Source organism: Intrasporangium mesophilum, assembly GCF_054783095.1.
On sequence record NZ_BAAGRF010000013.1, the window covers coordinates 133,825 to 158,371 of the forward strand.

The window sequence follows — 24,547 nt, forward strand, 5'->3', positions numbered from 1 at the left end:
CAATGGCAACGCGACTGGCTGCTGGTCAGGTGCTCTGGGCCACAGCCGCCGTGATGAGCCCCAGCGGCGATCGGGGGCGCGTAGTCATCTTGAAGAGTGATGCTGTCTGGCGGTTCGACACATTGAGTCCGCAGGCCGTCCGTGAATTGCTCGAGCCCCACCAGGCGGTCGTTGCGGAACTCGAGAGTCTTGGCAACGGCGGTGAAATAGGCGTTCGAACGACTCGCACTGGTGCCAGGTGAACACCAGCGAATCCAGGCTGGTAACTGCCTCCTTCTCGGTTGCTGGCTCGAGGTCGTTCAGGCCAGGCGAAAGTATCCGTTCGTCGTCCGGCTGGCCGGCTTGAAGGGAGAAGGCTGTGTCCCAGGCGAGCGGGATGCGCCGGTTGTCACCGGATAACCCAGCCCGCTTTGGCGGCGATCTCTCTTCGGGACAACACAAGGGCGCCACTGTCGATCACGATCTGTCCTGTCACCGCGGTGGCAGGAGGTCACGAACCCACCCCCCCATCATTTCCGTCCTTCTCCGGACTCCCCCATCTGCAGCACCTTCAGCGGCGCGCGGGTGGGTGAACCCTGGAAAGGCCTCTCGGGCACGGCTCGAGCCTTATGAGCTCGCCCGGACCGCGCCCCCGTCGACGATGAACTCGGCCGGGCCGCCGTGCGACAGGACGACGAGCTGGGTCACGGGAGCCTTGGAGGCTGCGGCCGCGAGCAGCTCCCACCGGCCGATCGTCGTCGACAGCGCTCCTGGCTTCATCGACCCACCGGGCCCGGCGGCCAGCGACACCTGACCCGAGACCACGTAGACCCACGCCGATGCCTCGGCGGCGCTCGGCGCGTCGCCCTTGCTCGCGAACGTCTGCGCGACCCCACTGCGCGGTTTGTCCGCGACGACGTGAAGCTGCCAGCCGTGCGCTGCCCGAGCCGCAGGCTCGAGCCTGGCCTCCGTGCGCCCGCCCTTGGTGTTGACCACCTGCCAGTCACGTCCGAGGCTCGGCGAGCGGCCCGCGCTGCTCACCGTGGCCTTCGTGACCGTCCGCGAGGCGAGCGCGAACGCCGGGTTCACGAGGAGGTTCGCACCGACCGCAGGCGCTCCGAGCGTGTCGAAACGCAGACCGCTCGACGCCTCACCGCTGCCTGCCCCTCGCCGCCGCGCCCTCCAGACCCGGCGCCCGGACGCGGTCTGGATCAGCCGGTAGACCCGGCTGACAGCCGTGCCGGTCCGAGGCACCTCCTCGTCGTTGATCCTCGTGCCCGAGACGTGCGGGACGATCGTGCCGGCGACTCCCTCGGAGGAGACGTCCGTGGCCCCTTGGGGGACCGAGGCAAGTGCCAGCGCGGCACCCGACGACACGAGCGGGTACCAGTAGTCCGGCAGGCTCGTGCCGAGCCGGTAGTAGAGGGCGGCCCCGGCCGCCTGGGGGGTGAACGCCGGGTCGGGCTCGGTGCGCATCGACAGCCACCGCCGGTAGCGGTCGACCTTCGTGCCGTCCTCGTCGGTGGTGCCCAGCTCGACAAGCCATCCGAGGTTCGCCATCTCGTCCCGAGCCAGCAGGACCTCCTCCGTCGGTGGGCCATGCAGCGCCGGTGGCGAGCCGGGGAGCATGACCCGCGTGCCGACTCCGACGTCCGTGGTCGCCGACGGGGCGGTGAGCTCCCACAGCCGGAACCGGGCCTGTGGACCGTCGAGAGCTGCAGCGGCACTCACCGTCGTGACCGTCCCGAATGAGTCCGTGACGGTGAGCGACGTGATGAGCGTCGCCCCGGAGTCGAGCGACAGCGGCACGACGAACCAGTCGTTCGCGAAGGCGTGGGCGAAGGCGACGAGCAACTGCCGCGACGCATCCTGGCCGGCGAGCACGTCGAGGTTGACCGTGCCGTCCTCCATGGTCCAGTAGCCCCGCTCCGGCATGCCGGGATAGGTCACCGGCGAGGGGCGCACCGTCACGGCGGGACTGGCCGGGGGCGGGGTCGCGAGGGCGGTGCGGTCGAAGGAGTACCAGTCGATTCCCTCACCGTCGTAGTCCGGCGCGGGGAAGGTCATCGTCGCAGCGCCGATCGTCGTCGCCGCGGAGAACTGGTACGCGACCGACGTGCCGTCCCACTTCGGGGGCGCGGTCGGTCCGCCCACGGATCCCAGCCGCGGGGTCATCCAGCCGACCCAGGCGCGCGCCGCGGCCTCGATCGCCGTGCGGCTCGCTCCCGAGCCCGGCAGCGAGGGCATCGTCCCGGTCGTCCCGCCGGGGCCGACCGCCGCGGACCAGACGGCATAGAGGGTGATGGCGTCGGGCAGGACGCGCGCGACCGGATCGGCCCGGTTGCCGGCCAGCACGGGCCGCATCGGGTATGCCGCCGCGAGGCCCGCCCGCAGGGTCGTGACGGTTGCCGCCGGGACGCCGGCCTCGGCGACTCGGCGGAAGAGCTCGCTCGTGAGCCTGATCCGCGTCGCGGTGTCGACCCGGTCGCGCGGGGTGGGTGGCTCCGCCTCGACGACGGGCTCCAGCGGGGCCGTGACCAGCACGCCGTCGACGGTCAGCGGCGTTGTCGAACGCGCCACGGTCACGGTCACCGGGGAGCCGCCGTCGTCGGCGAGGAAACCACGGGTCTGCAGCTGTCGGCTCAGGAACCAGAGCGGGTCACGGACCGGCGCCATGACGGCGGACAGCCGCTGCTCGTCCGTGGTCGCGGTGGAGGCGGGCTTCAACGCGCCCGTCACCTTGGTCACGGCGCACCCGTGATCGTCACGGAGACGCCGCCCACGAGGTCCGAGGCAACTGCACGGTCGGCGGCCTGGGCCATCGTCGAGGTGATGACGCCCACGAGGCTGCCGAGGTCCCAGGTCGCGGGGATGCGGGTCTGCGACAGTGACGGCGGCACCGCGACGAGGATCGCCTGCGGCGGGTCGGCGTCGGGTTCGTCGTAGTGGAAGGCCAGGGCGGCGTCGTGAGCCGCGTCGGGCACCGTCTGGATCCACGCGTCGACGGCCAGCCCGGACACCGTGGCCGGCACGGTGACCCCTCCGAACCGCACGACGACGGCGTCGACGAGGCCCGTGGCGGGGCGGGCGTCGGTGCCGGCCCAGACCGCGTTGGCCTGCCTCGGCAGCTGGGTGGCGCGGACCCGGAGGCTCGCGGCGGCCCCGAGCGCCTCGGCCGTGTCGTACGCGTCGAGCAGGGTGGCGACCGCCGGCCGCACCCGCCCGTGGTCGATGAGCCACTCGCGCACGACGGCCGGGGTGGCGATCGACGCCGCACCCTCCTGCAGGTCGGAGCGCACGAGAGTCGCCGACGTCAGGGGCACGGGGAGCAGGAGCGGCACCGGCGCACCGAGCAGGCTCGGCAGCAGGTCCCGGGCTGCGTCGAGGGTGGCATCCGGCCCCGCTGGAAGGGCCGCGAAGGGGGGCCGTGCCAGCCGTGGCGCCAGGCGTCTGCGCGCCGCGGCGGCGAGGCTCCGGAGCGCGCTGTCGCCGACAACGCCCGCGGCGAGCGGCGGGGTCGCCTCGGCGAGGCCCACGGCGGCAGCGCGGAAGAGCAGGTCCAACAGGGCGGTGCCCGACGTGCTCGGGGCGGCGGCGAGGTCGGTGTCCAGTGCCGACAGCGCCTGCTGGGCCGCGGTCACGGCGGTGACGGCCGCCGTGACGACCGCGGCCGCCGGCGGGGCCACCACCTCGCCCGCGGCGGCCAGGTCGCCCGCCACCAGTGCCCGCGCTCCGGAAACCAGTGCACGGGCGGCGTCCGCCGCCCTCAGGAGTGCCTGGAGCGGCAGGGTTCCCGGGGGAAGCTGACTCGGCGGGTCGATCCGGATAAGGCCGGTGACGGGCACCTCGACCGAGCTGGCCAGGATCGGCCGGGCCGCGCGGGCGGCCCTCGCCGCCAGCTCTCCCCGGTCGGCGGCGACCCGCAGCCAGCCGGGCGCGTCGAGGCCGAGCTCGCTCGCCGAGAAGTCCATGGCGACGACGAGCGATCCGGCGTCGTCGAGGGCCGTAGCCCGGAAGCGCACGCGGGACGGGTCGGGGAGAAGCCCGGCCAGCCAGGCGGCATACGCCGGGTCGACCGTGCCGATCACGCTGGGACCGGTCGCCGTCCACGGCGGAGAGGGTGCGGCATCGCCCACGACGAGCACGCGGTGCGTGACGTCGTACCCGCGCACTGGCGTCGTGATCACCTCGAGGTCGTCCGGCACCGTGCCCGTCTGGGCGATCTCCAGAGCGGCGCCAGACCGGACGAGGTTGCCGCTCGCCAGCTGGTGGATCCCTTCTGCGGCAACGAGATCGGCGATGGCGTCGACGCCGTCGTCGAGGTCGTCGAGGATCTTGACGAGTGCGGTGTGGTCCGCGTCGCCGACCACGGGCAGGCTGACCTGGGGGTCCAGGGGCTGCTCGGCGGCAGTGGCCCGGAACGGGATCGTCGCGAGATCCCACACCGGAGGAGTCGCAGCGCCGCCGGCGCGGTAGCGCTCGCGCAAGGCCAGTCCGTCGACCGTCGAGGACAGGGCCGCCGATGTCGTGGCCGCCGCCATCCGGGCGGCCAGCGCGTCGCTGACCCGCTTCGTCGCGGCAGCCTCGGCGGCGAGGGCGGTGAGCACCGCGGCGTCGGCCGTGGTGGCGGCGTTCTGCGCCTGGGTCTGTGCCTGCTGGGCGGAGGCGAACGCGCTGTTGGCCGAGGCCAGTGCTGTCGCCGTCGTGGCGACGGCCGTCTGGGCCAGGCTCGCCGGGCTCGTCGGCAGGTCGAGGCGCAGGTTCGCGGCGATGCTCGCGGCGTTGGCCGTGTACAGGGCCACCTGGGCGCGCGCCGCCGCGACCGCGTTGTTCCAAGCGGTGATCGCGGCGTAGTCGACGGGATCGGGGACGATGACGTTCTCGGACAGCATGGCGTCTCCCCTCAGGGCACGAGCACGGTGCGGGTGTGGGTCGTCGTGGCCGGAGGCGAGGCCAAGAGCGCGTTCAGGGTGTTCTGGGCCGCCTGCGCCTGCGCGAGCGCGGCGGCCCTCGCGTCGACCTGGGTCTGGTACGGCGCCCAGGCCGCGGTCGCGGCGTTTCGGGCGGCGGTCGCCGAGGCCAGTGCGGTCTGGGCGGCGGCGAGGGGTCCGGCCGTGGCATCGGCGCTGGCGTGGGCCACCAGCGCATTGGCCCGGGCCGTGGCCACGGCGTCCGACGCCGCGCGGCGCGCCGCCTCGAGGCTGGCGAGCTCGGTCCCGGTGGAGAAACGCGTCAGCTTGCGGAACGCCGCGAGGTAGCGCTGGAGCCCACCGTCGACGAGGCCTCGCTCGAACTGCTGGCCGAGGACCGCCGCCAGCGGCTGTCCGTTGCGCACCGCACCGAGGATCCACTGGGCCCGCCTGATCCGCCGCGACGACAGGTCGATGGCCATCGGCAGCCGCGACTCCGCCGCGGCATCGAGCGGCGCGAGGTTCGCCAGGCCCGTACGTGCGGCCTGTGCCGCCGTCAGGTCGCCACGCCTGTTCGCGTCGGCGAGCCGCGCCGCCCACGCCGCCCGCCGCTGCCCGAGGTACCCGGACCGCAGCACGGCGGCGGTCGCCGCGTGGGCGAGCGACGGCGCGAGGACATGGCCGAACGACCGCGGCCGCGAGGCCGGTCGCGGGATGACGTTCGTGACATAGCCGTACGCCCCGATGACGGGCGGACCCGTCAGGCCGGAGGTCCGCCGGCGCGCAGCGGCCGCGGTCACCCAGGCGTCGACCCGGTGCGACAGCGAGTCGAGGTGCTGCCCGAGCGCGGCCGCGATCGTCGCTCGTCCGTCGTCCGTCGCGGCTGCCGTGGCGAGGCTGGCCAGTGCGGCGGCCACCCCCGTCGCGGAGCCGGCCCCCACGGCGACCGCACCGAGCACCGACTCCCGTGCCGCGTCGAGGACGTCGGTCGTGCGCACTCCTCGGGCGAGCTGGTCGAGGTACACGGCCGGGGACCTCGGACCGGTGCCGGGACCGACGACCGCGTCGACCCCGCTCCACGTGCCCCCGGGTGAGGACCAGGCCATCGACGACGCGCCCTCGACGAGGATCGTCGGGACGGCCGAGTCGTCGTCGCGGGTCACCTGACGTGGCGGCAGAGCCGGGCCCGACGGCACTGCCGGGTCCACGTCGAGGGGAGCCAGGTGCCCGACCGAGCTGTCTCTCATCGGGCCGAGGAACCGCGCATCGTAGGTGTCCGCGGGCTGCCACCGACCGGAGTCCACGGCAGGCAGGATGCCGAAGGGCTGCTGGCCGACGCGCAGTGCCGGCGCGGCACCGGCGGGGTTCAGCGTCGGTACGTCCGAGGCGGCGATCCCGTAGCGGCGCGTCAGCGTGCCGGTGGCCCCGGTTCGGACGAGCACCGACACGGCGTCGGACACGGTGCCGCGCAGTGCTGGCGCACCGGGGATCACGGCGACGCGCGCGTCGGTGAGGCCGAGCAGGACGGCTGCCTGGTGGCCTCCGGAGGCCGCTGCGAGGGTCGTCGACGGCGGAGTCTGGACGAGTGCGCCGAGCACCGCGGCGTCGCGGTCGGCGTTGCGCAGGGTGCGGGTGGCTGGGCCGTTGTTCGTCGTGGCGCCGTCGGGCAGGAACTCGATGCCGCCGCCGTAGATGTGCCGCTCGAGCAGGTCGGCCAGGTCGTTAGGCCCGGACGCACCGCGCAGGCCGATGACGACGAGCTCGTCGATCGTCGGTGCGCCCGCCGGGATGGTGATCCGCACGGCGAGCCCGGCCGTGACGGCCGTCTGGAGGTCGGTCAGCCACGTTGCGCTTCCGGGCGTCTGCAGCAGCGGCACGGGCACGTCCGGGGCGATCTGCTGACCCCACGTGACGTAGGTCGGCGTCGTCCCCGAGACGTTGACCGGCTCCCCCCTCGAGAGCAGCACGACGGCGAACCGGTCGGGCAGCAGACGCACCGTGACGGCCGTGTCGAGGTCGCCGCGGGACTGCACGGCCGGGGCACCGGGGCTGGTGGCCTTGACGATCCACGCGGCTCGCTGCGGGGTGACCCGTCGGGTGAGGTCCGCCCAGGCCTGGTCGGCCTGGCCGGTACCGGCCCGGTTGCGGGTCGCCCAGTACGCCTGTGCCAGCGTCGACTCCATCGGGGACAGGCGCGGGTCGTGCCGGTCGACGCTCACCTCGCTCGGGAAGATCCGGACCGCGAGCGACGAGCTGCTGGTCCAGGCCGTGTGCACGCGGACCGGGAGCAGCACGACCGGCTGGGTCGTCGGCGGTGCGGTCAGCAGCCGGCCGGTCGCGGTGTCCCTGGCGCCGAGGTGGTCGTTGAGCTGACCCTCGAGGTCGGCAAGCTGGGTGGCGAGCGAGGCGAGGGTCCCGTTGACCGTCGCGTACCCCGCGACCCGGGAGTTCATGTCGGCGACCACCCGGGCGAGCTGGTCGCGCCACGCGACGAGCTGGTTGGCCTTGTTCAAGGCGGTGTTGTATGCCGCGAGCGCCGCGTTCTGCGCGTTGGTGGCGTTGGTGACCCGGGTCTTCCAGGCGTTGTACGCAATGCGCCAGGCGTACGGGTCCTCGCCATCGGTGTAGGGCATCATGGCTGGTCCGCCACAACCGAGGCGACCGCGTCGCGCGCGGCCTGCAGAGTCTGGTACTTCGCGTCCCGGTCGCGCACTGCGGCGTCGACGGTCGTCTGCAGTCGGGTCAGCGCGGCCTGGGCCTGGCTGGTGAGTGCGGCGAGGTCGTCGTTGCGCGGGTTGGAGGCTGCCTGGCCCGTCGCCGAGGCGACCACTGCGTCGAGCATCGTCGCGACGTTCGGCGGATCCGGGTACGTGGCATCGACCCACGAGCGCAGCGCTGTCGACAGGGGCACGAGGCTGGCGATGGAGGCGTCGTGCGCGGCGAGCAGCGTCGCCCGGGTCGTGTTGGCCGTCAGGCGGTTGGCGCGGGCCGTCGCCCGGAGCGGCCGCAGCCGCGAGACCTCGGCCTGCTCTTCGTCGGCGAGCGCGGTGATCCCGGTTCGGTCGAGCGGCACGGCCACGAACCGGGCCGCCCGGGCGTCGAGGGCGGCGATCTGGGCCTGGACGGCGGTGACCGCGGCGGCAGCGGCCGACTCGGCGTTCTGGGCCGACGTGAGCTGGGCGTTGGCGGCGGCGAGCTCCTGCGTCCTGGCGGTGACGGCGTTCTGCGCAGCCGTCACCTGGTTGTTGGCGCTGTTGAGGGCGGACTGGGCTGCCGCCACGTTGTTGTTGGCGGTGGCGAGCGCCGCGTTGGCCGAGTCCCGTGCGGCCTTGAGCACGTTGTACTGCTGCAGCCAGGTGGCGTATGCCGGGTTGGGGCGCGGGTAGCCGCCGCCGGGCAGCGCGCGGCTCGGGTCACGCTCGGCGGAGCCGCTGAGCGGAAGGTTCGGGGCGAACGGCGTCTCCCCGCCGATGTAGGGGTCGGGCATCTGGGCCTCCCACGCCACCACCGCCGCCTGGGCGTTGGCCGCGGTCTGGGCGGCTTGGGCCGCATTCGCCTGCGCCGCAGTCAGATTCGACTGTGCTGGAGGGACCCCGGCCCGCGCGACGTTGAGCACGTTGTTCGCGGCAGCGAGGTTGTTGTTGGCCGTGCTCACCGTGCCCTGAGCGGTCAAGACGGTCTGGTGAGCGGCCGACTGGGCCTGCTGGCGAGCGGCGAGCGTCGCCTGGAGTCCGGATCGTGCGTAGTCGTACAACGAGGTCTCCTACCGGTCAGGACGCCGTGGGCGTGAGCCAGAGTGATGCGGGGATGCGGACTCGCACCGGAGCCCGGGTCAGGGCGGCCGCCATGGCCGAGCTGTTCGCGGCCCAGCTGGAGACCGGTGGGGCTCCGAGGGTCGTCGTGGGACCGGTCTGCCGACCGACCCCGGCCAACGGTCCGGCCACGCGGACAACGGTCGACCCGGCGACGTGCGGGTGAGCCCAGTCGAGGTCCTGCCAGGTCCGGAGGGTGGCCGTCGCCCCGCTCGCTGGAGCGTCGTCGATGCCGAACCTCACGTGCTGCACGGACTCCTGCAGGACGACCGACCAGACCTGACCAGGCGTCGTCGGGTGCAGGAGCTGGTCGGCGGTCATCGGGAAGCCGACCATCGTCGTGTCGGTCCCGGCATACGCGGTGATCGTCGGGGTGACCACGGTCTCAGCCCCCGTGCCGACCCGGCCCGACAGGTAGATCCTCGCCGTGGGGAACCGCCGCAGCAGACCACCCCGGACGACCATGACGACGTTGCCGCCGCCACTGACATGGCTGCCGAGGTCGCTCGAGGCGTTCCACGAGGCCATCGGCGTCATGTCCGGCACGGTCGCCGTCATGGCCGGCCAGAACCGGGCGAACATGGTGCCGTCGGGGTCCAGCGGGTAGCGCCTCCACTGCAGCTCACGTGCCATGGCGTGGTTGAGCCCGACGAGGAATGCCTCGACGAACGCCGGGTTGGTGCGCATGAGGACGACGGAGTCCTCGGGCAGGTCGTCGAGCCCCGGCAGCACCCACTCGGGCGCGGTCGACTGCAGGCGCTGGAGGCCGTCGTCGTCGAAGGTGGGGCAGAACCGGCTCGGCGGCTGCGCCGTCATGGCTGCCGACCGAGCCTTCACCGCGGAGCCGGCCACGGCCTCGGTCTCGCTCGGCGCCGACGCGAGGGAGGTCGTCGCACCGAACCCGACCCGGGCGAGCGAGCCGCCAGGTCGAAGCATCCGCGCCAGGACAGAGGCGGGCGACAGGGGCGCCGGCATGGCCGGGCGGTAGTCCGCGACGGCCTCCGTGCCGGGGCCCGCGGCATCCGCGAGCCCGGCGAGACCTGCCGCCGCCACCGCGAGACCTGCGGCCGGCGCCGCGAGACCTGCGGCCGCCGCCGGCCCCGCTCCTGCGGTGGTTGCATGCCGGTCCGCGAGCGCTCCGAGGACGGCCGAGGCCATGTCGGCGGAGGCCGTGCCCGTGGCGGGCACTCCCGCGTCGGCGAGCTGCTGCCAGGCCCGGTCGCAGAGGTCTTCCTGGTCCACGGCCACGGCCCAGCTGCCGAGCCCTGCCGCGAACCTGCGTCGGGCATCGGTGTTGAGCTGGCTGAACCAGCCCGCTGCGCCGCCGACGACGCTCGTCGCGCCGCGGGCATGGTCCTGTCCATAGAGCGGCGGTCGCAGCTGGACGACCCCTGCTGCCGAGCTCACGGCCGAGGCCAGCGAGGTCGCGAAGGTCGCGTCGGCAGGGGCGTCGCCGGTCGCCCCTGTCAGGGGCCGGAGTACGCCCTGCACGAGTACGGTGCGTCCGCTCGGAGCAGTCGCACCCCAGCCGGCAGCGTCGATGCGCAGAGACACGCCGTTGGCCGATGCCGGAGCCGGACGCGGGCGCAGCGCTCTGGCCAGGCTCTCGAAGCTGCCCGCTTCCCCCGTGGTGAAGGTCGTCGAGTGGTATGCCGGGAGCCGGACGTCACCGGTCGCGCCCCAGGCCGGGTCCAGTGGCGGGACCGACCCGGGCAGGGGCAGGCCGGCGGCGGCCAGCCCGGCGGCATACGTCGGCACTATGGCGGACACGTAGCGGGTGTTGGGTGCGAGCCGGATCGGGCAGAGCAGACGAGCGAACGCCTGCTCGGGGTCCCCGAGCGCGGCCAGCGGGTCACCGACCACCGTGCCGGCCAGCTGCACGTGGGCCCAGGCCCAGGCCTCGCGCACGTCGGGCAGCAGGGTCGCGGCACACTCGAGCCTGGCTCGCCCATCTGCCCCCCGGGTCAGATCGGACGCCTCCGCCGGAACAACGACGAGCGCGATCCACGGTTGGAGGCGGTTCTGCGCGACCGCCGGCCCGGCCGGGTGCTCCGGGTCGGGGATGGTCCCGGTCACGGGCCCGACCGGTGTGAACCGCCACGGCAGGTCGGCGTGGCGCAGCTCGACGTAGGGAAACTCGGACGGCGCGAAGTCCGTGCTGCCGTCGGCGGGCTCACAGCGAACGATCTCCGCCGGGTCCAGACCCGTCACGTCGCCGGGCCCGAGCAGGTCGACCGGCACGTCGGCGCTGTGGGTAGCGTCCAGGCTGATGCGAGCCGGGAGCCGTGCGCGGCCGCCGGACGCAGGGGCGCCCGCGACGGCGCTCGCGAGCCCCACGCGGTGCCACGACCAGAATGTCCGCGAGTTCGGCATCGTCATCGCCCGCTTCCGCTGTCGACGACGGCCGCCGCGGGCGCGCCCGGCGTCACCGGTCCGTCGAACGAGGTCAGGTCGAGGGTGTCCACCACCGCCAGGCAGGGGGTGGACGGCCCGGCGCTCGCGGCCGCGGCCGGCTGGAGGCGTATGCCGCTGCCGAACGACTCGAACGACGGTGCGGACAGCTTCTGCTCGGCGGGGACGTCGGCGTACTGCGCCCGGGCGAACAGGTCGTTGACCGGCTGGGCGACGGTCCCGGCCGGGGCGGTGAGGCTCAGCGCCAGGGTGGCGGGTCCGGCGGCCGGCAGGTTCGCCCCGACGTGGCTGATCCGAAGCCCCAGGGGTGCAACCTTCTGCCGGACCGAGACCGTTGCCAGCGGGTGGGCCAGCACCCGGCTCGGGTCCGAAGCGGTGACGCCGATGAGCGCTCCTGGCGTCGCGGATGCCGGCAGGGCGGCCTCCCACGACGCGGCGCTGCTCACCTGGTTCCAGACGAGGCCGGGAAGATCCACGGTCGCGACGGCGGCCGTGGCGGTGGACGAGGCGCCGAGAGTGAGGTCGACGTGGACGGTCGCGCTGAGGAACAGCACGTGGAACTCGGCGGTGCCCGTCAGGTGCCAGGGCGCCGGCCCGGTCACCGATAGGGCCAGGTTGAGCGACAGGATCGTCGTGGTGCCCGCGGTGATCCGCACCCAGGCCGCGACATCGACCTCGAGATGGAACGGCGACCACTGGATGAGCGTGTCGAAACTGCCGCCGCCGTCCACGCCGAAGGCTCCGGCGGTGAGCTTGACCGTTGCCCGAGCCCCCATCTGGAGGGTGTTGGACGTGATCGCGAGGTAGGCCTCGAAGCGGACCATCGGGTTGCTACCCGAGGTGATCTGCAGGGCGAGCCGGCTGAGCGGGCGGATCCCGGGCGGCGGCTTGAACCGTGGGTGGAAACCGCCGATCGACAGCAGGAACCCGGGCTGGGTGCCCCAGTCCATCCGGAGCGACATGTCGCCCGTGAGGGTGTACTGGATGATCCTCGAGTCGTGCAGGGACGCGTCCAGCGCGAGCTGCCCCTTGCCGAGGTCGAGCACGCCGATGGCGTCGACGTGGATCTCCACGACGGGCGCCTCGGGCTTCGGCAGCGTCACCGAGAGGGCTGCGAGCAGGATGGCCCGGACCGGCATGGGCAGGTCCAGCAGCAGGGCGAGGCGCAGGTGCACGATCGCCGGGGTGCCCCACGAGATCTCTGCCAGTGGTCCGACGACGAGGCGGTCACGGGCGAGCGGGAACACGGTGTCGAGCGAGGCGACGACGCGGTCGGCGTTCTTGACCGGGTCCTTGACGAAGAGGATCGAGTCGAGGATGCCGTCCTTGAGCCCACCGCGGACCGCATCGGCGTCGACGGTGCGGTTGAGGGCGATGAGGCCGCCGATGCCGGTGAGGGTGAACCCCAGCCCCAGCTGGACCGGGGTGAACCCCTCGGCCGTGATGAGCAGCAGCAGCGCGAACCCGTCTCTCCCGTCGGGCATCCGGGTCGTGATGATGCCGATGGCCTTGACGGACACGGTGCCGGCGATCGTCAGCTCGGCCACGCCGATGTACGTGCCGGCGTCGTGGTCCGCGTCGAGGTAGCCGCCGCCCGTCACCGCGGTGGCGTTGATCGACAGGCCGATCGCCTCGGGGCCGGCCAGTCCCAGTCGGAGGTCGAGCGGCCCGAGGTTGCCCGTGCCGTCGGCGGGGGCGTCCAGCACGCTCGACAGCCCGAGGCCCTTGAACGTCACGGTGAACGGGCCAAGGGACAGATGGCCGGTCGCGAGCGCCTCGATGGCCGCTCCGGACTCCGCGGGCCCGACGTCGAGCGTGAGTCCGCTCAGGTGCAGCACGCCCGCCAGGTCGAGGTTCAGGGGGATCGTCGTGGACATCCCGGAGGCACCGGGACCGCCGGGTGGACCGCCGACGAAGTGCAGCCCGGTCCGGGACGACCAGACCACCCCGGCGGTGAACGGCAGCTCGTGCGTCTCGTCTCCGAGCAGGGCGGTCACGAAGCTGTCGCCGCCAGACAGGTCGAGGTATGCCGTGAAGTCGCCGTCCACACTCACGGTCAGCTCGGGCTCGCTCCCGGTGGAGGTGGAGGCCGCTGCCTTGACGACCGCGGCCAGCCGCGAGGTCTCGATCCGCGTTCCTTGCGGGTCGCCGAACGCCCAGGGCGCGGCCGGCCGGGCCAGCAGTGACGCGCTCAGGTTTCCGGCGAGGGAGCCGCCGGTGGAGGTGGTCAGCCCGACCTTCCCGGGGCGGAAGGCGATCGCGACGCCCGCCTGGAGGCCGCCGGCGAGGGTCAGCGTCACCGAGTCGGTGATGGTGATGGCGGCGGAGACGGCGCCCGATGCCTGCGCGGCGAGCGCGAACCCCTTGACCTGCCCCCGCCGTGTGTCGTCCGGGATGCCGAAGAGGGCAAGACTGAGCGTCTGCGAGGACGCGAGCGGGCCGGTGCCCTGCGTGAACCGGTATGCCGTCGCGATTCCGGTGATGGTCCTCGCGGGATCGACGTTGCCGAGGTCCCAGAACATGCCCAGTGCCGTCTCGTCCAGGTAGAGCGTCACCGGCAGACCCAGCGCGATGGCGATGCGCATGGCGGAGTCGACGAGGAGGGGCACGTTGGGTGTCGAGTCCCAGCCGTAGGTCTCCACGAGGTGGCCCACAGGGTCTGACACGAGAGCAGGGATCTTGTCCCACATGATGCGGCTCGGTGAGACGACGCTCGCGCCGGTCTGGTCGACCACTCGTGGCCGGGCGACTCCGAGGACGTTGAGGGCGCTCAGGAATCCGGGGATCCTCAGCTCCATCGCGTCGTACACGACATGACCGAGCACGGACGCTGCCAGCTCGCCCCACGCCTCTGGCTGGTTCCAGGGCGGCGGCAGGGCCGCGGGCGGCGCGCTTGACGTCAGCTCGGCCACCTCCCGAGACACGTCCAGCAGCGCCGACAGCAGGGCCTCCCCGCCGACCTCGGGATGCTGCGGGTCGAACGCGGCCAGGGCACGAACCAGGGCACCGATGCTGTCGACGAGTGGCGACACCTTCGCCAGCCCGCTGCTCAGGTCGACCCCGTCGGGCACCGCGTGCCCCACATCGGAGAGCAGCAGCCTCAGACCGACCGGACCGGACAGGTAGTTCGACAGGTCAGTGACCGCGGAGGCGAGATCGCGCGCGAGTGCCAGGACGGCGGCGTCGGAGTCGGTCATGGCATGATCACCATCGGCGGCATCGGCGGCTCGGGCGGGCGGTCCTGGGCCGTGGCGCGTGACATGAACCAGAAGCCCGCTGGGTCCTCGACCTGGTCCGAGACCTGCTGCAGAGTGCTCGTCAGCGTCTCGATGAAGGAGTTGTGCATCGAGCAGTTCTCCATGAGCTGGTTGTAGACCTGGCCGAACTGACCCTGCGTCGCGGTGCTCCGGCTCCCCAGGGGGAGCGCGACGGTCTCCGCCGTCGGGTTCGCGAAGTGGGGGTCGATGATGAGGTTCGGGTGCGCCGCTCCACGCATAGCTGTCACGAACGGCCTCCCTGGCATCGTCTTCGGGTCGAAGGGCGCTCCGTCGACGAGCGGCCACGGCTCCCCGCCCGTCAGCAGGGTCCAGACGTTGTGCAGGTGCGACGTGGCGACCGTGGGGTCGTGAACGGCGAGCGCGAGCTCCGTGTCGCCGGTGAGGGAGCGGCGGTTGATGTTCGCCGATCCGCAGACGAGCAGCTCGCCGTCGTACACGTGAGCCTTGGCGTGGACGTAGACGCCACGGTTCGCGACCTCGACACCACCCACCTGCTGCGGCGGGTCCCAGGCGTTGAACACGGCGACCCGGCCGAGGGCCTGCGCGTCGAGCCCGGCGACGAGCGCCGCGATCGCGCTGCGGCGCGCCACGTGGGTCGACTCGGCGACGTTCACGGCGCCGTACCCCGAGTCGGCGTGGGGCGGGAGCACGACGACCACCGCCAGCGACTGCATCGCCCGCAGCCGCTGGTTCAGCAAGCGGGCCGCCGGCAGGCTCCAGAAGTACTGGTCGCAGATGAAGATGAGATTGCGCGCTGTCGACATCGCTCTCGCGTAGCCGCGCAGGACGGTGAACTCGCCGCGCGCGAACCGCCCGGGGTTGCGACCCCGGGAGCGGTACGGGATCGTCCGCCACAGCTGCACCGAGCTCGTGCCGCCCGCGACCTGCGCAACGGGCAACGGGTCCGGCAGCACAGCGGTGTTCTGGTCAGGGTTCCTGGGGTGGCTGGTGGTGATAGCCGAGGCAGCGGTGAAGTACGCATGGCCGCCCGAGGCGAGCCAGCCGAAGTCCGCCTTGTGGTCCAGCACGGAGAAGAGGCCGCTGTCGCCCCATCGCTCGCGGAACTGATGCTCGATCGTCGCCACGACCGGGCCGCTGAGGCGCAGGTGCTGGTCGTGCCATTTCTGTCGCCCACCCCCGTACACGCCGGAATACAGGTCGGTGTCCGGCCGCACGTCCGTCGGCGGGCAGGGGATCGTGCGGACGTCCCACATCCAGTCGGGCATGTCGCCGTCGCCGAAGGGCCACCCGTCGACCGCCCACGGTATGCCGCCCGGTGGCGAGCCAGGCGTGGCAGCTCGGCTCGGGGCGGACTGCCAGTCCCCGGCGTAGAACTTCGTGGGCAGCTCGCCCTTGGGGTGCTGGCTGGGGACCATGGGTGCGTCGCGGCGCGTCCACGCCAGGTCGACACCGCCGGCATAAGCGACCGGCGGCGTCGCGTCACAGCACCGTATGACGCACATCTTCTGGTGGTGTGAGCCGGCGAAGCCGCTCACCCGCGCGTCGAGGCAGACCACCCCGAGGTCGAGGCTGGATCCGAGGTGAGCCTTGGCCAGCTCGTTGCCCGTGGCGATCGCATCAGCGAGGTAGAGGTGGTCGCGTGGATGCGCGGCGTCGGGCATGGACTGGGTCGGCATCCAGACCATGACGCGCACGGTCACACCGGCGGCGATGCAGGCGAGCAGGAGTCCGAGCACGGTCTCGTCGCGCCCGTTCGCCTGCCCGATCGGGGCGTTGCCGCTCATCCATGGGCTGGTCTCCCAGGAGTTGCCCGACGAGAGGTCTCGCAGTGGGTTGCACCTCCACCCGGCGATGTAGACGAGGCCGCGCTCGCCGTGCTTGGTCGGCGGCGGGTCCGCCGCCTTCTTCCGGGCGGCGCTGAGGCAGGCGACGAGCGAGTCGCGGATCGCCGACATGGCCCAGTAGCCCCCGTTGATCGCCTCCACAGCGCAGCCGGTGTCCATCGGCACCGGCGTCGTGGGCTTGACCCGCGCTGCGTACTCCGTGCCGGAGCCCCACGGCAGGCCGGCCAGATCAGCGGGCGCCGACCTCCCCGGCTCGGCGAACGGGACGAACCACGTGGCGGCGTCGGTCATCGCGAGCCACCGCGCATCAAGCAGATCGCCGGTATGGACCGCCCCCGGAATGCACCCATGTCGTCCCCCCACTCGTGCTGTACAGCGCGAACCCAGACATCCGGCGACCTGCCGCTCCGGTCCAGATCGGGCACGGGGGCATATCCGGATGTTCCGACTGTAGAGTCGGCCCCGTCGCCCCGGTGGACGAATCAGGAAAATCGCACGTTGCTCACTTCTTGCGTGGGCACCTCGCTGTCAGGTTCGTACGTCAGAACCGATCGACCGGGGGCTAGGGTGACGCTTTCCTCATCGATTGGATTCGCGCGAACTCCCGCTAACTGCGGCGAATGTCTGTAGGACGGCGGGAGCGTATCGGGCGACCAATGACGCGCATTGTCTCGCCTGACGGTAATTGGGCCCTTCGGGTGACATCACCCGAAAACCACGGGACAGTTGGTGGTGGGTAGTCACCTTCGCCGGGCGCCCTCGATCGCGTTTGGCTGGGCGGACAGGGAAGAGCGACCATGCGCCGCAAACGTCAGAAGACTGTGAGCGAGCACCTCGATCTGATGATCGCGGGAGTGGACTTCGTCAGGGCCCCGACCTGGTCCGAGGCCAGACAGGTGTTGGACAGACACCCGCAGCTGGTGAGCGAAGCCGGAGTCCGGGCCATGCGGGATCTGGTCGAGCGCTGCAATCAGGAGGGCCAACCCCTCATGGCGCTCATGGTCGAACGTCACCTCGGTGTGATCGAGGCGTGCCTGGCGCGGGGCGTTGATGCAGCCTTGGCAGATGTCGCTCCTCGGTCGAAGGAGCCCCAGCAGGGCCCGGCGCTCCAGCTTGCGGCAGCGGCATTGTTCAGCGGATCACCGGATGACCTCAGGACACTCGTCACGCAACACCCCGAACTTCTGTCGGACGACGGACTCGATGCGCTCGAAGAGGCCGTCGCTTTTGTTCGTGAGGGAGGCGACCTCCGTGGGATTGATGCGGCACAGACTGCGCTCGGCCTCGTGAGGCGCAGCCGGCAGATCGGGGTCGAAGCGGCGTTCGCAGAGTTCGGGGCGGTAGTCGAGGCGGACCGGCAGCAAGCCGGTATCTGGCTTGACGAGCTGGCCGCAGATGTCAGGCAGGCCGTGGAGCAGACGGCCGCATGCGTCGAGCGGGGCGACCTGTCCGCGTGGGACGCCTGCATTGCCGCTTGGGACAGCTTGCTGAGTCGCAGTGCCGAGCGGGACCGCCGCGTGCCGACGTTCGTGCTCTTCCAGGCGGGGATGGCCTCGACCTTGCGGTACCAGCAGTCTCACGACGCAACGGATCTCGACCGGGCGGTTCCGCTCTGGCGCGAAGCCGCGGAGCGTGGCGATCTCGACACCGAGTCGGCAGACGTCCTGCTTCCCGGACTCGCCGAGGTCTACAGCGAGCGGTTCCGACTCCGTGGCGACGCCGCCGACAGGGACCGTGCCATCGCCGTCCTGGATCGGGTTCTCGATGGCACCCAGGCGACCAAGGCCCGGTGGCTCGCGGACCTTGCCGCCCTGCTCGCCGATCGGTATGAGACGGAAGGCGACCCGGAGTCCTTAGGCCGCGCCATCGAGCTGGGCACGGCTGTAGCGACACGTGCTCGCTCTGGATCCGACGAGGACAAGCTCGCCCTGCTCCGCCTGCCCTCGGGTCTGCGAGCGCGGCTTGCGGACGGCGACCAAGCCGAGGCTTCGGGGTCGTCGACAGGTGTCGCGGCCGACGTGCAGGAGCCGCTTCTTCTTCTGCTGTCGACCGAGAGCTGGGATTCGGTGGCGGCACTGCTTGCGCGGCACCCTCGGCTGCTCGACCCCGACGTCGAGCAGCATCTGCGCGAAATGGCAGGCTTGGCGCGCCTTTCCGGCGACACCAACGCCGCGGCGTTGACGGATCGTCGTCGCGAGTTCATCGTGCGCTGTCGCGAGATCGGCGTCCGGCAGGCCGTCGCGGAGTTCGAGGCGGCCGACCAGAGCCTCAGGGCAGTGCTCTTCGAGCTGCTGGGCGCCAGAACTCCCCGCGAGCTCGCAGGCATGACCGCAGCCCACCCTGGCCTGTCGGCATCGCTTGCGATTGCCTACCTCCATCAGCTGGTGCAGGTGATGTGGGCCGAGGGCGACGACGTCAACGCCGGCGCGGCCACCGAACGCGCTGACATCCTCGAGTCGTGGCGCGTCGGTGACCGTTTCGTGCCACCGACTCCGCCCGACCGCGTCAAGTCCGCCGCCGCTCAGGTCGCAGCACTGCTCGGTCGATGGGAGACCACCGATGACACTGACCTGCTCGACGAGGCAGTCCGGGTCGGGGAGGCCGTCCGTGCGGATGCGGCATCGGCCAATGCCTCGCCGAGTGATCGGGCGGCCCTGGCCAACCAGCTTGGTGTGACCTACGCCCAACGGTCCCGGGCTCGAGCGAGTCGATCGGACATGGACGCCGCTGACTCGCTCCTTGCCGAGGCAGTAGCGCTGGCGCCCGCGGGCAGTCAGGAGCGGATCGACGCGTTGATCAACCAGTCCAACGTTCTGGGGCATGGTGATGCCAGTCAGCTCCGGAGAGCAGAGGAGAGCCTGAGGGCGCTGCTGGACGAAATGAAGCATGACGACACGGACCGGTCGCTGGCCATGTGGAACCTGGCGAACATCCTCGACGAGTCCGAGCCCTACGACCCGGCGCGGCAGAGCGAAGCGGTTGTCCTGGGTCAGCGTGCCCTGGCGTTGACCCCGGCAGACTCTCGGTATCACGTCGGACGTCTGACGGGCTTGGGTGTCTTTCTCCGGCACCGCGCCGAGCATGCGGGTAGCCTCGATGACCTTCGCCGTGCAGAAGCCCTGCAAAGGCGCGCGGTGGCTGCAGCGCGTGAAGAAAGCGCAGAAAGGGCTCTCTGTCTCACCGCGCTCGGGCATGTCTTGAGGGATTTGTCGGTGACTCAGGGCGACGCGGGCCTGCTTGAAGAGGCGATCTCGGCCTATCAGGACGCTCTCGATACGAAGGCCGCCCCTGTCACCGTCCGGGCGCGAGCCCTTACCGGGATCGGTAACGCGTTCAGCGAGAGATATCGGCGCCGCGGCATGCCGGAGGATCTCGAGAGCGCACGAGAGGCCGTGACTGAGTCGCTGGCCATCGACCCACGCCCGGAGTCGGGCGCGATCCATGCCTTGTCCGTTCTCGCCGGCGCGATCACCACGACCCAAGGTCCGGCCGGGTTGGACACCGCGATCTCGCTGCTCCGGGGCGGCGTACGAGCCGCTGGCGACAACACGGACCTGGCGGCATACGGACAGGTGAATCTGGCCGGGAGCCTGGCGACTCGGTATGCGCTGCACGGTGCCGAAGGGGACGCGGACGAAGCCGAAGCGCTTTTCGGTGCCGCTGCCTCCCGGACGGGAAAGGTCGGTGCGGCGGCCCGCGCCGGGCTCGGACAGCTACGGGTCGAACGGGCCCGACGGGGGAATGGTGATCCCGACGACCTCGACCGCGGGATCGACGATCTGCAGGCGGCACTTCGCGGCACGGATCGGCGCGAACAGCTGAAGGTGCGGGCCGACCTGGCAAGGGCGATGGTCGCGCGGTGGGCGCGAGACGGCGGCGAGGACGACCGGGTCGGAGCCGCGTTGGAGTTCCGTGAGGTTCTGGCCGCGTCCGTCGAGACCGCGCCAACCCTGGCGATCACGTGCGCCGTGCACTGGAGCAGCTGGGCTCTGGAGCGAGGAGCATGGGCGGAAGCGGTCGACGCGACGGGCCGCGGGTTGACGGCGCTGGACACCGTCGTGCGGACCCAGCTGCGCAGGGATGCCAAGGCGGACTGGATCAGCACCGCCCAAGGCCTTTCAAGCAGTGCGTCGCTGGCCCGGCACGAGTCCGGCGACGAGGTCGGCGGAGTCCTCGCTCTGGAGCAGGGCCGGGCGCTGATCCTGACCGAAGCTCTCGAGCGCAACCGGCTCGACCTCGAGGCACTCACGAGCGCTGGCCATGCTGAGATCGCACTGCAGTATGCCGCTGCGGCGGAGCGCTGGCTGGCGCTGACTCGGGCAGACGAAGGCGAGCTCGCACGCGTCGACCTGCCCGGTCGGATCGCACAAGCGCGACGGGACCTGGAGAACGCCGTCGCCGAGGTCCGGACCGTGCCGGGCCACGAGCGCTTCGGCTCGACACCCACTGCTGAGGATCTGCGCGTCGCGTCGCCGGACGAGTGCCTGGTCTACGTGAGCGCCTGCACACCTGCCGGAGTCGCGTTCGTCGTCGGCTCAGACGACGACCTGCAGGCCATGAGCCTTCCCGCCTTGACGCTGGATGCCCTGCGCGTGCATGCCTCCGAGTGGAGAGCGGCATACCTCGGTCGATCCACGGATCGGCAGGCCTGGTGGCGAGCTGTCGACGGAACGACCCAGTGGCTCTGGGAGGCGGTCATGGAGCCCGTGCACGCCAGGCTGGCCGAGGGACAGGCTGTCGCGCTCGTGGCGAACGGGCTGCTCGGGGTGCTCCCTCTGCACGCGGCGTGGCGACGGGTTGACGGCATCCCCCGGTACGTCGTGGATGACCGCGCGGTCCGGTATGTGCCCAACGCACGAACGTTCGAAGAGGCGCGGCGCAGGGCGGACACCGCTGGCCCGGGCGGACTGCTGGCCGTCGAGGATCCGGAGCCCACAGGTCACGTCCGCCTGCCGAATGCGGAGTTTGAGGTGACCGCCGCCAGCCGGTACGTGTCGCCCGGTCCGGTGTGGCGCCTGGTCGGGGCGACGGCGCGGTTGGACCGGGTGCTCGAGGTGGCACCTTCGGCACGCGTGCTGCACTTCTGCTGTCATGGAGAGGCGGATCCGGACACGCCACTGATGAGCGGCCTGGACCTTTCCGACGACGCCCGGCTCACCGCACAGGTCGTCATGAGCAGCAAGCTGCGGGCCCGGCTGGCCGTTCTCTCTGCCTGCGAGAGCGGTCTCGTCGGCACCGAGCTGCCCGATGAGCTCGTCGGGTTGCCTGCGGCATTCCTGGAGGCTGGTGCTGCCGGAGTCGTCGCATCGTTGTGGTCCGTCCCGGAGCTTGCCACCGCGGTCGTCCTGGAGGACTTCTATCGACGATGGCGCTCGGGCGCCGGGCAGGACGGGGCGGCAGCCCTGTGCGCTGCTCAGTCGTGGGCGCGGCAAGCGGGATACGAAGAGCTGCATGAACGCCATCCCGGGATCCCCGACTTCGATCCAGCAAGGATCCCTGAAGTTGCCCGGTCGTTGTGGCAGTCGTCGGCGCCGTTCCGCCGGCCCGGCGACTGGGCGGCCCTGACGTACGTGGGAGCGTGAGCGATGAACTCGGATGAGCTGTTCGAGGCGGCCCGGGCCGTGCGGCCTTGGTTGCCCGAGCTGGTGGACAGCGACTGGCACGAGCTCGACGAGGCGCTCGCCCGCCTCCTGGTGGATCCGGCCGAGGACGGCGCCGGAATCGTTGCCCTGGTTCAGGCATACCCAGAGGTTGGCGCCTGGGTGACCGAGTTCATTGCGCGTGGAGGGCCCCCCGCTATGGCGGACGTCGTGGAGAAGGGCGGCGGCGCCCAGTCGCCCCCTGGCCTCGGCGCCCTGCTGCTGCCCCCGCGCTATGCCTGCCCGGTCGACGGCGCATACGTGCAGTACGTGACTGCACCGAGCCAGCTCATGACGTGCCCCCAACACGGCGTCACTCTGGAACCGGCGCCACGATGAGCCTCACCGACATCCCCGGCGTGGGCACCTTCGCTGACGAGCTCGCCTCGAAGGCGGCGAGCAGGGTGACGAGCATCGGAGTGGCCGGGGCAGGTGCTTTCGGCGCGGTTGGCCTGCTGGCTTGGGCATACGGGCACGGCGGGATCAGCGGGGTGCCGGACCGCGTCAGCAGCTGGCTGGAGGCGGGCACCACGAGCTCCCGACTGGTCATCCTGGCCGGCACGCTCGTTGCCGTCCTGCTCTCCGGCTTCTTGTCCGAAACGTTCGTGCTGCCCGTCCTCCGGCTCATGGAGGGCTACTGGCCCGCCTGGCTCAACCCGCTACGCAGCCGTCTCGTCAGCCGCGTGCAAGGTCATGCCGAGCGAGACGCCCAACGTCTCACCGTCCTGGCTGAGCAGGGGGGCGATGGCGACAGCGACGAAGAGCTACTGGTCTTGCTGAGGCGAATCGCTCAGCGACCCAGTCGAACTGAGCTCATGATGCCGACCCGGCTGGGCAACCTGCTGAGAGCACATGAGACGAGGCCGGCCGACCTGTACGGCCTCGACCCTGTGCGTCTGTGGACGCGGCTGTGGCTCTTGCTGCCGACGCAGGCCCAGGGAGAAGTCTCGGCCGCGCGGGGGCGGTTGGACGCCGCCGTGGCGGCCTGGATGTGGGCCGTGGTCTCCTCGGTGTGGGTCATCTGGGCGTGGTGGGCGCTGCCGGCCGCAGTCCTCGTCGCGTGGGTCCTGCACCGTGGGTTGCTCGTCCCACGGGCGGACACGTACGGGGACATGGTCGAGGCCGCGTTCGACCTGTACCGAACGCTGCTGTACCAGGCGACACGCTGGCCGCTACCTCAGAGCCCCACGTCCGAGATCGAGTGTGGGCAGGCACTGTCGCGTTTCCTGGCCTATGGGTACGCCGAGCCCGACGCACGCTATGCCGACCAGGACAGCGTTGCGTCAGAAGCCACTTCGAGTGCCGCGGGGTCCGACGATGAGTGACGACGAACTCACGGATCGGCTGCGCGACGCCTCCGACTCGGAGCGGGAGGACATCCTGGAAGAGCTGCGTCGCGCGGCGGAGGAGTCCGGTGACCTGACGCTCGTCAACCGGTTGGCGCTCGCTTATGCGGAGCTCGGCCGGACTCGCGTAGCGGCCGCGGTGTGGGAGCAGCTGCTCGCCCTCGCGTCTGGAGAGCCGATTGCGGACATCGCGCGCATGAGTCTGGGCACCGCCTACGACACGCTCGGGTTCGCTGCCCTGAGCAGGTACCACTTCCTCTACCTCGCGGCCGAGGGCGCCTCCGATGAGCTCCGGGAGATCGGCAAGGACCAGTTGAGCCGACTAGACGAGGAGCAGGCTGCCTTCGCGGCGGCGCGCGAACGCCATCGGCAGGAGTTCACGGACGCGCTGAGTCGAGCCGAGCGGACCGCGGACCTCGTCGACCTCGAGACGGTGGGCACCCTGCTTCCAGAGTTCATCAGGGCAGAGCCAAGCACGGACCGCGTTGCCCGCATCAGGGGGCTGCTCGACGCGGCCGCGAAGCGATACCCCTACTCCATCGGACTGCTGGTCGGGCTGATGTTCTGCGCCGCGGAGCTCAATGACCGGGCCGCTCTCGATGAGGTGAACGGCCGTATGGACGAGGCGATCCGAGCAGGCGCTGCCTATGCGTTGCCTGACGACGTGGCAGCGCTCCTGGCAAGACAGAAGGCGCAGGGGACCCCCACCGCCGCTGCCGCCCACCTGTTCAGGCTGGTTCAGGAACGCGACACTGAGCTGGCGGATGCGGCACTGGCCGACCTCGGCCAGCTCGCTGATGACAGCCCTCGCGACGAGGTGTGGCGTTTCGCGTACTGCTTTGGGCTTCTTGCCCGCGGGCGAGCGAAGGATCTCCCAGCGCAGGTCGAGCGGCTGGTCTCTCTCGATCAGCCCACCCACAGCTATCACTACAACGCGGGTCAGCTGTTCTTCGCGGCGGGGGACCTTGAACGCGGTAGGCGGAGCCTCCTGCTGGCCCTTGAGCTTGCCCGCGACGAGGACGACGTAGCGGATGCCAAGGAGGCGCTGGCCACTTATGGCATCGACCCCTGACGAGCCGATGAGCCAACCAGAAGCGGCCCCGGGCCGCAGCAGTGGAATCTTTCCCCGACCCGAGCATTGGTCATCGGCCGCAGGATGCAGCCAGGGGGCCAGTCGACCTGTGGACGTCGATCCGGCGGCGCGGCTCGAGGATGCTCGGCGCCCGGTCGGCTGAACATCGGAAGTTCGAGCAAGCATTGGCGTGTGGGATGCGCCGTCGCCCGAAGCCCGGTTGCCGTGCGGGCCGTGGTTGCTCATGCAAGTTGCCGCTCGGTTCAATGCGAGCAGCCGGGCGATGGCTGAGCC

At 71.5% G+C, this 24,547-nt stretch carries 11 protein-coding genes; 4 read left to right on the forward strand and 7 right to left on the reverse strand.

The annotated features are described in order from the left end of the window. Nucleotides 1-606: 606 nt before the first annotated feature. From ACYVLP_RS12155 to ACYVLP_RS12185, 7 genes are read right to left on the reverse strand one after another with little or no spacing between them, the layout of a single operon-like run. On the reverse strand, nucleotides 607-2,727 hold the full coding sequence (locus ACYVLP_RS12155; protein ID WP_460627606.1) for a hypothetical protein: 2,121 nt from the start codon (nucleotides 2,725-2,727) through the stop codon (nucleotides 607-609). After that, nucleotides 2,724-4,871, reverse strand: a complete 2,148-nt coding sequence (locus ACYVLP_RS12160) for a hypothetical protein (RefSeq protein WP_460627607.1) — start codon at nucleotides 4,869-4,871, stop codon at nucleotides 2,724-2,726. The genes ACYVLP_RS12155 and ACYVLP_RS12160 overlap by 4 nt, the downstream gene beginning before the upstream one ends. An 11-nt stretch (nucleotides 4,872-4,882) precedes the next feature. Beyond that, nucleotides 4,883-7,525 carry a hypothetical protein gene (locus tag ACYVLP_RS12165; RefSeq protein WP_460627608.1) on the reverse strand — a complete coding sequence of 881 codons (2,643 nt, stop codon included), beginning with the start codon at nucleotides 7,523-7,525 and terminating at the stop codon, nucleotides 4,883-4,885. Beyond that, nucleotides 7,522-8,643: a hypothetical protein gene (locus ACYVLP_RS12170; RefSeq protein ID WP_460627609.1), complete on the reverse strand. Its 1,122-nt coding sequence runs from the start codon at nucleotides 8,641-8,643 to the stop codon at nucleotides 7,522-7,524. Before ACYVLP_RS12170 ends, ACYVLP_RS12165 begins: the two co-directional genes overlap by 4 nt. A gap of 16 nt (nucleotides 8,644-8,659) precedes the next feature. Further along, nucleotides 8,660-11,080, reverse strand: coding sequence for a hypothetical protein (locus ACYVLP_RS12175; protein WP_460627610.1), 2,421 nt, complete (start codon nucleotides 11,078-11,080; stop codon nucleotides 8,660-8,662). Continuing rightward, nucleotides 11,077-14,310 carry a DUF6603 domain-containing protein gene (locus tag ACYVLP_RS12180; protein WP_460627611.1) on the reverse strand — a complete coding sequence of 1,078 codons (3,234 nt, stop codon included), beginning with the start codon at nucleotides 14,308-14,310 and terminating at the stop codon, nucleotides 11,077-11,079. Before ACYVLP_RS12180 ends, ACYVLP_RS12175 begins: the two co-directional genes overlap by 4 nt. Further along, complete coding sequence (locus ACYVLP_RS12185; protein WP_460627612.1) at nucleotides 14,307-16,487, reverse strand: phospholipase D-like domain-containing protein; 2,181 nt, start codon at nucleotides 16,485-16,487, stop codon at nucleotides 14,307-14,309. The genes ACYVLP_RS12180 and ACYVLP_RS12185 overlap by 4 nt, the downstream gene beginning before the upstream one ends. Before the next feature lie 506 nt (nucleotides 16,488-16,993). Here ACYVLP_RS12185 and ACYVLP_RS12190 point away from each other — a divergent pair. From ACYVLP_RS12190 to ACYVLP_RS12205, 4 genes are read left to right on the forward strand one after another with little or no spacing between them, the layout of a single operon-like run. Beyond that, nucleotides 16,994-21,778 (forward strand): CHAT domain-containing protein, encoded by a 4,785-nt coding sequence (locus ACYVLP_RS12190; protein ID WP_460627613.1) that lies wholly within the window; start codon nucleotides 16,994-16,996, stop codon nucleotides 21,776-21,778. A gap of 3 nt (nucleotides 21,779-21,781) precedes the next feature. Continuing rightward, on the forward strand, nucleotides 21,782-22,174 hold the full coding sequence (locus ACYVLP_RS12195; protein WP_460627614.1) for a hypothetical protein: 393 nt from the start codon (nucleotides 21,782-21,784) through the stop codon (nucleotides 22,172-22,174). Next, nucleotides 22,171-23,160 (forward strand): hypothetical protein, encoded by a 990-nt coding sequence (locus ACYVLP_RS12200; RefSeq protein WP_460627615.1) that lies wholly within the window; start codon nucleotides 22,171-22,173, stop codon nucleotides 23,158-23,160. Before ACYVLP_RS12195 ends, ACYVLP_RS12200 begins: the two co-directional genes overlap by 4 nt. Continuing rightward, entirely contained in the window at nucleotides 23,153-24,253 is a 1,101-nt protein-coding gene (locus tag ACYVLP_RS12205; protein ID WP_460627616.1) for a hypothetical protein, read from the forward strand. The genes ACYVLP_RS12200 and ACYVLP_RS12205 overlap by 8 nt, the downstream gene beginning before the upstream one ends. The last annotated feature ends 294 nt before the right edge of the window (nucleotides 24,254-24,547 follow it).

Bases quoted from the DNA above. Each gene is read 5' to 3' on its own strand.
- ACYVLP_RS12185 (WP_460627612.1), bottom strand. From the start codon at position 16,487: ATGACCGACGCCGCCACGTGGTTCGTCCCGTTCGCCGAGCCGGGGAGG.
- ACYVLP_RS12190 (WP_460627613.1), top strand. From the start codon at position 16,994: ATGCGCCGCAAACGTCAGAAGACTGTGAGCGAGCACCTCGATCTGATG.
- ACYVLP_RS12180 (WP_460627611.1), bottom strand. From the start codon at position 14,310: ATGACCGACTCCGACGCCGCCGTCCTGGCACTCGCGCGCGATCTCGCC.
- ACYVLP_RS12195 (WP_460627614.1), top strand. From the start codon at position 21,782: ATGAACTCGGATGAGCTGTTCGAGGCGGCCCGGGCCGTGCGGCCTTGG.
- ACYVLP_RS12175 (WP_460627610.1), bottom strand. From the start codon at position 11,080: ATGACGATGCCGAACTCGCGGACATTCTGGTCGTGGCACCGCGTGGGG.
- ACYVLP_RS12160 (WP_460627607.1), bottom strand. From the start codon at position 4,871: ATGCTGTCCGAGAACGTCATCGTCCCCGATCCCGTCGACTACGCCGCG.
- ACYVLP_RS12205 (WP_460627616.1), top strand. From the start codon at position 23,153: ATGAGTGACGACGAACTCACGGATCGGCTGCGCGACGCCTCCGACTCG.
- ACYVLP_RS12200 (WP_460627615.1), top strand. From the start codon at position 22,171: ATGAGCCTCACCGACATCCCCGGCGTGGGCACCTTCGCTGACGAGCTC.
- ACYVLP_RS12165 (WP_460627608.1), bottom strand. From the start codon at position 7,525: ATGATGCCCTACACCGATGGCGAGGACCCGTACGCCTGGCGCATTGCG.